Source organism: Mesorhizobium sp. B2-8-9, assembly GCF_006439475.1.
Lineage (GTDB): Bacteria > Pseudomonadota > Alphaproteobacteria > Rhizobiales > Rhizobiaceae > Mesorhizobium.
Genome location: NZ_VFTQ01000063.1, coordinates 1 through 5,804, shown reverse-complemented (window position 1 = coordinate 5,804; position 5,804 = coordinate 1). Strand labels below are relative to the sequence as shown.

The 5,804-nt window shown below is 63.5% G+C and carries 6 protein-coding genes; 1 reads left to right on the top strand and 5 read right to left on the bottom strand.

From position 1 onward, the window contains the following. Positions 1-400: 400 nt before the first annotated feature. The 4 genes from FJ423_RS33250 to FJ423_RS33235 form a co-directional block, all read right to left on the bottom strand. Complete coding sequence (locus tag FJ423_RS33250) at positions 401-883, bottom strand: DUF2314 domain-containing protein (RefSeq protein WP_140848017.1); 483 nt, start codon at positions 881-883, stop codon at positions 401-403. A gap of 329 nt (positions 884-1,212) precedes the next feature. After that, positions 1,213-2,352: a GH25 family lysozyme gene (locus tag FJ423_RS33245; protein WP_140848014.1), complete on the bottom strand. Its 1,140-nt coding sequence runs from the start codon at positions 2,350-2,352 to the stop codon at positions 1,213-1,215. 152 nt (positions 2,353-2,504) lie between these two features. After that, positions 2,505-3,290, bottom strand: a complete 786-nt coding sequence (locus FJ423_RS33240) for a phosphodiester glycosidase family protein (protein ID WP_140848011.1) — start codon at positions 3,288-3,290, stop codon at positions 2,505-2,507. A 48-nt stretch (positions 3,291-3,338) separates the two neighbouring features. Beyond that, the gene (locus FJ423_RS33235; RefSeq protein WP_140848008.1) at positions 3,339-4,211 is read right to left on the bottom strand and encodes an undecaprenyl-diphosphate phosphatase; all 873 of its coding nucleotides are present in this window, start codon (positions 4,209-4,211) and stop codon (positions 3,339-3,341) included. Between the two features lie 205 nt (positions 4,212-4,416). Here FJ423_RS33235 and FJ423_RS33230 point away from each other — a divergent pair, with 205 nt between their 5' ends. Then, a complete protein-coding gene (locus FJ423_RS33230) occupies positions 4,417-5,346 on the top strand; it encodes a hypothetical protein (RefSeq protein ID WP_140848005.1) in 930 nt (309 codons plus the stop codon). A gap of 11 nt (positions 5,347-5,357) precedes the next feature. On the opposite strand, the gene FJ423_RS33225 is transcribed toward FJ423_RS33230, so the two are convergent. Next, positions 5,358-5,570, bottom strand: coding sequence for a hypothetical protein (locus tag FJ423_RS33225; RefSeq protein ID WP_140848002.1), 213 nt, complete (start codon positions 5,568-5,570; stop codon positions 5,358-5,360). Positions 5,571-5,804 lie beyond the last annotated feature (234 nt).

The following is a 5,804-nucleotide window of genomic DNA, read 5'->3' as shown; positions in this document are numbered from 1 at the left end:
CGTCGCAAGGAAGCTCCTGGTCGTCCTCAACGCTATCATTCGCGACAAAACCGCATTCGCGTGAACACAGTTGCCATTCCGTTACATCGACGCGTTGCAACGGTCCAGAATTCTGCTCCGTTTGCACGCTTCACCGTGGTCACGGAATGGATTCTCGGGTCAAGCCCGAGAATGACGACCGCGCGGGGCCGAGGCATGAGCGCTCTTCTCCTTCTCCCCTTGTGGGAGAAGGTGGATCGGCGCGCAGCGCCGAGACGGATGAGGGGTGTTCCAGCGGAGTGAGAGGCTGGCGATCTTGCTGCGGCGCCCCCAACCGGCAAGGTGTCCATCAAGCTGGAACACCCCTCATCCGGCCGCTTCGCGGCCACCTTCTCCCCCAGGGGGAGAAGGAGAAGAGCGCTCAATCCTTGAACGCGATCCCGTATTTCGCCGCCTGTTCCTTCGGCATATCCGCCAGCGCCTGGCGCACCGTGTAGCCGCCATAGACGTCGCCGCCGTTGCGGATCATCCAGTCCTCGACGTCGGCCTCGGCCACCGTCATGCGATCGCCCATCTTGTACTGGTTGCCATTGACCGGCTTGTCGGCCAGCAGGCCGACGAAGCGGCCGTCGCTGAAAGCCACAAGCTGCATCCAGATATGCTCGGTGGCGCCGTTCTGGGTCAGCGGAAATTTCACGGTGTAGGTGCCAGGCGTGCGTGCGGCTATCAGTTCATGGAAGCGCGGCAGCGTCGAATGGCCCTTGGCCTTGGCGCCCTGCATCGCCGCGTCGGTGGTGGAGTAGGCGACCACATTGTCCTTGGGCTCGCTGCCCCGCATGTGCGAATTGGAAAATCCGTAGCCGACAGCGGCTACCAAAGCGGCAGTAACAATCAGTTTGCGCATCGAACCTCTCCGAAATGCGATCACGGACACGTTACCGGAAGCCCGTTGCCGCACCTCTAAGAGACAGGGTGAGCGCATGGTTAGCGAAATGCCGAAATTGCCATCGACCTCACCGGCCGACGCCCGCGCGTGAGGCGCCGGTGTTTCCCTCCTCCCCTTATGGGAGAATGCGGGTCGGCGCGCAGCGCCGAGACGGATGAGGAGGTTCCAGCGGAGTGAGATGCTGGCGATCATCAGTCGTTTGCGAAGGTCTGCATCAAGCTGGAGCACCCTCATCCGGCCGCTTCGCGGCCACCTTCTCCCGCAAGGGGAGAAGGGAAAACTCCGGCTCAATCCGCGTCGGCCACCATCTGCCCGCCGCCCAGCCAGGCGCGCCATTGGCGCTCGTCGCCGTGGAAGACGTTGAGGTCGATGCGGCCGCTGACGCCATGCGACAGGCCGGAGCCGGAATACTGCCAGAACAGCCACCTGCGGCCCGGATAAACCTTTGACGGATGCGCCGCCACGGCGCGCAGCCAAAACGGGTAGTCCTGGAAGGCACCGCGCAGGTTGTCGCGATAGAAGTCGGGGCTGGTGTAGATGATGGGCCGCTGGCCGTAGTGGCGCTCCAGCCTGTCCATGAACACCTGCATCTTCTCCAGCACCTTTTCACGCGAAGGCCGCCGCTTGCAGGAGGACTCGCCGTTCCACTCGACGTCGATAACCGGCGGCAGCGCGCCGTCGACCTTCGGCACGTTGCGGATGAACCAGTCGGCCTGCTCGCCGGCGGTGCGGCACCAGTAGAAGAAATGATAGGCGCCCCGCTTCAGCCCGGCGGCATCGGCGTTGCGCCAGTTCTTCATGAACATCGGGTCGAGATGATCGCCGCCATCGGTCGCCTTGATGTAGGCGAAATTGGCGCCCTGGGCGCGCAGCTTTCCCCAGTTGATGTTGCCCTGCCAGCGCGAGACGTCGACGCCGTGCACGGCCAGATGGCGCGGCGAGGAGCGACCGAAATTGATCGGCTTGGCGTCGCGGAACGCATAGCGGGTGACCGGACCGGCGAGCATGGCGGGCGTGGCGCGCGACAGCCGTTTCGGCGGCGAGACGAGCGCTGCCTCCTGCACCGGCGGCTCGACGCTGTCCGGCAGATTGGCCGCCGGGAAGTTCACCGTCTCCTCCTCGGCAAGGCCGAAGGGGCGCGAGTTCTCGTCACCGGGGCGAGCGTTCTCGTCGTCGGGGATTGCATTGTTTTCGTCGAGCAACGGCGCCGGCGGCTTGATGCGCGCGGCGCCCGACATCGATGCGGTCTCGACGGTTCTTTCGGTGACCGCGGTCCTCGCGCCCTTCGACACCGGCGCGCTTGGCCGCACGACCGAGCTCGTCGTCTCGTTGGACGGCATCTGCAAGGCATCGACGCCGGACGTAGACGAGCAGCCGGCAAGGCAAAGCGATGCGAGCACGAAACTGACGACGCCAAAAATCCGCATCTTGACCTGTACGTAAAACAAAACAGACCGAAGGCAGGAACAGCGCCGCCGGAAACGCCATTCCTAATGAGAAATTACCAACAAAGTTTGAATCAAAATTTACTTTTGGCGCGAGCGGATGATTCGGAATGGCGCCGAAGCGAGCTTCTTGGCTAGCGCCTGAACACGCCGATCATCGGCCCCAGATTCCAGAAATCGTCGTTGCGGCCGATCCTGGGCGCATAGAGGCTCGAGATCGAGCCGTCGAGGAAGAGCGCGTTCGGGCAGCCGAGCCGGTCGCGGAACAGCCGCGCGAATTCATGGAAGGTCACGACATCATTCGAGATCGCGAAGACCGCGACCCCGTCGGCGCGCACGCCGACGCCATCGCGGATCTTGCGCGAGGTGCCGTCGTAACGGAATTTCGGATGCAGCTTGCCGTCGATGACCAGCATCGGCCCGGACTGCGTGGCATAGTCGACGCGCGGCGGGCGCTTCAGATAATCCTTGGTCGCGCGAACCCCGGCCTTGCCGGCGCTGATATAGAAGATGCCGTTGGGCTGCATGGAGAAATTGCCGGTGCCCGATCCCGTCTTCGCCGGCGTGACCTGCTCGCCGCGCTCGACATAGAGCCCGACCGGCGCGAGGTTCGGATGATACATGCCGGCATTGATGCCGAAGAGCATGGTCCGCCCCGCCGCCTGCTGCGCGCTTCGCAGATTGTGCAGCGATCGGTAGAGATCGCCGTCCTTGTTCTTCCAGAACAGCTCGATGGAAAAATGCTTCGGATCGGCCTCGCAAACCAGATAGGTCGCGTTCTCAAAAATCTGGTTGCGGCAGGGCGGCAGCGCCGCCAGCCATTGGCCGAGGCCCATGCCGGCGCCAATAGCCGCCGGCGCCGCCGATTTCACCAGCGTCGCAAGCAAAGGCACGGATTGCAGCAGCGTCACAAGATCCATCAGCGCACCCGGGCGTCGGCGTCGATATAGCGGAGTGGGCCGAGACCTCTAGACCAGCCAGCCGGTCGCGACGCCGATCAGCAGCACCACGCCGAGCAGGCCGCGATAGATGACGAACGGCCAGGCGGAGAAGCGCTCGAGCACGCGCATCAGCCCCCAGATCGCAAAGAAAGCCGAGATCGAGGCGACGACAAGGCCGACGGCCAGGATCGACCAGCCATGCGCATCGAGATGTACCTTGTGCAGTTCATAGAGCTCCTTGAGGCCGGCCAGTGCGATGGCCGGCAGGCCGAGCAGGAAGGAAAGGCGCGCCGCCTCGGGCCGGGCGAAGCCCAGCCCCATCGCCGCCGTCAGCGTCGAGCCCGAGCGCGAGACGCCGGGGATAAGCGCGCCGACCTGGGCCACACCCACCAGCAGCTCGTCGAGGATCGATGCCTGGCGCAGCACGAGCTTGTGGCTGGCGAAAATCTCGGCGAGCGCCAAAAGGATCGCCATGGCGATGCAGGCCCAGCCGATGACGGCCAGCCCGCGCAGCGGCGAGTTGCAGGCGTTGAGCACGCCGGAAAGCGCGAGGCCCACAATGACGATCGGGACGGTGGCAAGCACGATGCTGATCGCCAGGCGGAAAGAGCGGTCGCCGAAATCGCGGCGCGAGATCGCCGCAACCGAACCGAACAGCACATCCCTGACATCGCTCCAGAAATAGCTGACCACCGCCGCCAGCGCCGCCAGTTGCATGGCGGCGGAGAAGGCCGAGCCGGGGTCCTGCCAGCCGAGAACGGCCGGCACGATGCGCATATGCGCCGTGGACGAGATCGGCAGCAATTCGGTGATGCCTTGCACGATGCCGAGAAATGCCACCTTGGCATAACCCAGGCCGACAAAGCCGGTATCCAGTCCTTGCGTGCAGACGTCGGTCATCCCGGTCCTTTCCCCGTGCCCCTATCGTTCTTGGGGGCAAAAAGTGAATCATCATTCGAAAAGCCTGGAGGACAGGCTTAGCCTCACGATAGCGTGATTCCAACTCACGGATTTGTAAGGTGCCGCTAATCCTGCTTGACAACTGGCACCGCCATATTATTCTCCGCTAATCTTACACTGTAAGGCAAATCGGAGGAGCATCACAATGTCGACCGCCGCCCTGTCGGAATTGGAGCCGGTCACGCCGCCGGAAACGCATGCTGCCGAAATTGCGATCGAGGAGGTGTCGCGCGATACCAGCCGCGCCATCGAGCGCGCCGAGGTCGCTGCCTGGCTCGACCTCTACGAGGCGGCGCCGGCGGATTTGGCGGCCCGGCAAGGGCTGACGATTGACAAGGACGGCGATCTTGTCTGGACCACCTGCACGACGATCCCGTTCATCCATTTCAACTGCGTGAAGAATATCGGCGTCGATGGTCCGGCGACGGAAGAACAGGTCGACACGTTGCTCGCGCATTACCGCGATGCCGGCATCAGGCGGCCGTGGTTCTATACCAATCCACACACTGAGCCGTCGCGGCTGAGATGCTGGCTGGAAGCGCGCGGGATGCAGCAGCAAGGCGGCTGGGAGCGCATCTATCGCGACGCGACGCCGCTGGCGGACGAACCGCTTTTCCCGAGCGACCCGCTGATCCCGGTTGACGATCTGGTGATCGAGGAGGTCACGCCCAGGACAGCTTCGGAGTGGGCATCTTTCATCGATGCCAAATACAGGCTCCCCACCTCGCCCTGGCTGATGGCGCTTGTCGATCGCAAGGGCTGGCATCATTACATGCTGAAACGCAGGGGCGCGGTCGCCGCCGTGCGCTCGCTCTTCATCTCAGACGGGGCCGCCTGGAGCGGCATCGACGCGCCGGTACCGGGCATCATGGCGCCGAGCTTCGATCTTGACGCCATGCTTGGCGAAAGGCTGGTCCGCGACGGCATAGCCGCCGGCGCGAAACTGATTGTCGCCGATATCGAGGCGCCGCGCCCCGACCGCGACGGGCCGGCCTATCGCAACTACGACCGGCTCGGCTTCAAGCTCGCCTATTTGCGCAATCATTACAGCTACCTGCCCGCTCATTCGAGCTGACCCGGGTCGCCTCAGCGGTAGAGCCACTGCTTCAGGCAGCTTCTTGCCACGACATGCGCGGGCGGCACCGAAGCCTGGTCGATGCGGGAATCATCACTCGCCCTCTCGCGAGCCTTTTCCAGAAGCAGGCGAAGCTCGGCCGGGCGCACGCGGTCGCGCGCCATTACCAGTTGGACCATCGGGTCGTTCAAAAGCTCGTCCAGGGTGTTGATGCTCTCGCTCATCCGTCGCCTCCTCGATGCCTTCCCGCATGGCGCGTAGATAGGCAGCCAAAGATGGCCCGCCAATGACGCTTTGCCGGCTATGTCGTGAATCGAAGATGAAATTTTTGTGCAGGCCTTCTTCCTTCTCCCCTTGTGGGAGAAGGTGGATCGGCGCGCAAGCGCCGAGACGGATGAGCGACTATCTTGGGTGTCAAGTTGCATTTGCGAACTCTTTGCGCGCGTCACGTGCTTTTG

What these genes read in the sequence shown, in the direction of transcription:
- FJ423_RS33250 (WP_140848017.1), bottom strand. Translation starts at nt 883, where the DNA reads ATGCGCAAACTGATTGTTACTGCCGCTTTGGTAGCCGCTGTCGGCTAC.
- FJ423_RS33245 (WP_140848014.1), bottom strand. Translation starts at nt 2,352, where the DNA reads ATGCGGATTTTTGGCGTCGTCAGTTTCGTGCTCGCATCGCTTTGCCTT.
- FJ423_RS33240 (WP_140848011.1), bottom strand. Translation starts at nt 3,290, where the DNA reads ATGGATCTTGTGACGCTGCTGCAATCCGTGCCTTTGCTTGCGACGCTG.
- FJ423_RS33235 (WP_140848008.1), bottom strand. Translation starts at nt 4,211, where the DNA reads ATGACCGACGTCTGCACGCAAGGACTGGATACCGGCTTTGTCGGCCTG.
- FJ423_RS33230 (WP_140848005.1), top strand. Translation starts at nt 4,417, where the DNA reads ATGTCGACCGCCGCCCTGTCGGAATTGGAGCCGGTCACGCCGCCGGAA.
- FJ423_RS33225 (WP_140848002.1), bottom strand. Translation starts at nt 5,570, where the DNA reads ATGAGCGAGAGCATCAACACCCTGGACGAGCTTTTGAACGACCCGATG.